The organism is Sphingomonas bacterium, from assembly GCF_903643065.1.
GTDB lineage: Bacteria > Pseudomonadota > Alphaproteobacteria > Sphingomonadales > Sphingomonadaceae > Sphingomonas.
This window is the reverse complement of the sequence record NZ_CAHJWX010000470.1, coordinates 1-2,575: the sequence shown is the minus strand read 5'-3', so window position 1 is coordinate 2,575 and position 2,575 is coordinate 1. Positions and strand designations below refer to the sequence as shown.

The following is a 2,575-nucleotide window of genomic DNA, read 5'->3' as shown; positions in this document are numbered from 1 at the left end:
CGACCGGAGCCGGTGTCTGAGGCGACGCCCCACCCCAACCCCTCCCCTGAAGGGGAGGGGCTCGTTATCGCTCCCCTCGACGACCTGGCCGGCTTCGACGCGCTGGTGGTGTCGCCGGGCGTGCCGCTCAACACGCATCCGATCGCGGAGGTGGCGCGCGCGGCGGGCGTGCCGATCATCGGCGACATCGAGCTGTTCGCGCAGGCGCGCGCCGGGCTACCGCCGCACAAGGTGGTGGGCATCACCGGCACGAACGGGAAGTCGACCACCACCGCGCTCGTTCACCACATCCTGCGAACGGCGGGCGTGCCGGCGCTGATGGGCGGCAATATCGGGCTGCCGATCCTGGCCGCCGAGCCGTTGCCGGCGGGCGGCGTGTATGTGCTGGAGCTGTCGTCATACCAGCTTGACCTGACCCAAACGCTCGACTGCGACGTGGCGGTGCTGCTCAACATCACGCCGGATCATCTCGATCGGTACGGGAGCTTCGAGGCGTATGCCGCGAGCAAGGCGCGGCTGTTCGAGATGCAATCCACCAGCCACATGTCTATCACCACATCGGCGGAGCAGTCGGCGAAGATTTACAATGACGTGCTTCGGTACAAGCCAGGCCAGACGCTGTGGGCGGATACCGACATGCTGGAGTTTCTAGGCGTCAGCGTGTTCGACGGTGAAGCAGCGATCTTTGGCGACCAAATCGGATTGCAGCGTGATTGGCCATCGCTGCAAGGCCCACACAATGCCGAGAATGCTGCGGCAGCCATCGCGGTAGTTCACTCTCTGGAAACCGAGAGTCAGATCATCACTGAGGGCCTACGCACCTTCTCCGGCCTGCCCCACCGGATGCAGCGCGTCGGCGAGCATGGCGGGGTCGCGTTCGTGGATGACTCCAAGGCGACCAATCCCGAGTCCGCCGCGCCCGCGCTGGCGGCGTTCGCGCGCGTGCACTGGATCGTCGGCGGGCGCGCGAAGCGGGGCGATCTTGACCCCTGCCTGCCGCACATCGGCAATGTCGTTGCGGCGTACACGATCGGCGAGGCGGGTCCCGCCTTTGCCAACCTCTTGGCCGACAAGGTGCGCATGGTCGAGCACTCTGTCACGCTCGACGTGGCGGTAAAATCAGCGTCGCATCTCGCTCTTCCCGGCGACACGGTGCTGCTATCGCCCGCCGCCGCGTCCTTCGATCAGTTCCGCGACTTCGAGGCGCGGGGCGAGGCGTTCCGGGCGTTGGTGGAGGCGCTGGCATGACCGATGCCGCTCGTTCCGATACCCTGATCGCCAAGGTCAAGCGGCGCGGCGGGCGTGGGGACCGGTCGCCGCTCGGCGCATGGTTCTTCGATGTCGACCGGGTGCTGCTGGGCCTCACCTTCTTCCTGATCGCGATCGGGCTGATCGCGGTCGCCGCCGCCAGCCCGGCTACCGCGATCCGCTATTCGGGGGATCACCACCATCTGACCCCGCTCTATTATTTTTGGCGGCAGGTGATGTGGGTCAGCGTCTCCGTGCCGGTGCTGCTCGGCGTCTCGATGCTCCCGGTGGCGACCGCGCGGCGGCTGGCGCTGCTCGGCGCGCTGGTGTTCGCGGTGGCGCTGGCGGCGACGCCGCTGATCGGCGCCGCGCACAATGGCGCGCGGCGCTGGATCGGCGTCGGGCTGGCGGAGTTCCAGCCGTCGGAGTTCCTCAAGCCCTTCTTCATCGTGGCGCTCGCCTGGCTGTTGTCGCTGCGATCGAGGGACGAGGAGCTGCCGATCCTGCCGCTCACGGTCGGGATGATCGGTGGCGTCGCGGCGTTGCTGATGATGCAGCCCGATTTCGGGCAGACGGTGATCTTCTGCCTCGTCTGGTTCGCGCTGCTGGCGATCGCCGGCGCGCCGATGCGGCTGCTGGGCGGCATCGTCGCCGCCGTGCCGGTGGGGCTGGGCGCGGCGTACCTGTTCTATGGCACGGCGCGCGCGCGGATCGACGCATTCCTGTTCCCCTCGGTCGATGGCGAGGGCGCGGGCGACCATTTTCAGGTCAACGCCGCGCACGCGACGCTGGTCGCGGGCGGCTGGACGGGGACGGGCCCAGGTGGGGGCCATGCCAAGTTCGGGCTGCCGGAGGCGCATACCGACTATATCTTCTCCGTCATCGGCGAGGAGTTCGGGCTGATCGCGTGTGCCGCCATCGCGATCGTCTTCCTGGCCGTCGTGGTGCGCGTGTTCGTCAAGCTGCTGGACGAACAGGACGAGTTCAAGCTGCTCGCCAGCGCGGGGCTGGCGATCCAGTTCGGTGCGCAGGCGCTGGTATCGATGGCGGTCAACACCGGGCTGGCGCCGTCCAAGGGCATGACGCTGCCGTTCATCAGCTATGGCGGCTCGTCGATGATCGCGCTGTCGATCGGCATGGGGCTGCTGCTCGCCTTCACCCGGCGCAACCCGTTCCTGACGCGCAGCCCGTACGTGGTGCGGTGGGGGCAGGGATGAGCCGGCACTTCGTCCTCGCCGCCGGCGGCACGGGCGGGCACATGGTGCCGGCCGCCGCACTCGCCGCCGAGCTGACCCGGCGCGGGCATCGCGTGGCGCTGGTCAGCGAC

The 2,575-nt window shown here is 68.4% G+C and carries 3 protein-coding genes; all 3 read left to right on the top strand.

Features of this window, described 5'->3' with window-relative positions:
- Positions 1–66: 66 nt before the first annotated feature.
- Positions 67–1,248 carry a UDP-N-acetylmuramoyl-L-alanine--D-glutamate ligase gene (gene murD / locus HUU95_RS14010; protein WP_254602813.1) on the top strand — a complete coding sequence of 394 codons (1,182 nt, stop codon included), beginning with the start codon at positions 67–69 and terminating at the stop codon, positions 1,246–1,248.
- Entirely contained in the window at positions 1,245–2,465 is a 1,221-nt protein-coding gene (locus tag HUU95_RS14005) for an FtsW/RodA/SpoVE family cell cycle protein (protein WP_174280661.1), read from the top strand. The genes murD and HUU95_RS14005 overlap by 4 nt, the downstream gene beginning before the upstream one ends.
- The coding region (locus HUU95_RS14000) for a glycosyltransferase (RefSeq protein ID WP_174280660.1) at positions 2,462–2,575 on the top strand (114 nt) is incomplete at its 3' end. The genes HUU95_RS14005 and HUU95_RS14000, both read left to right, overlap by 4 nt.

Excerpts from the sequence above, each read along its gene's own strand:
- HUU95_RS14005 (WP_174280661.1), top strand. The coding sequence starts at position 1,245 with ATGACCGATGCCGCTCGTTCCGATACCCTGATCGCCAAGGTCAAGCGG.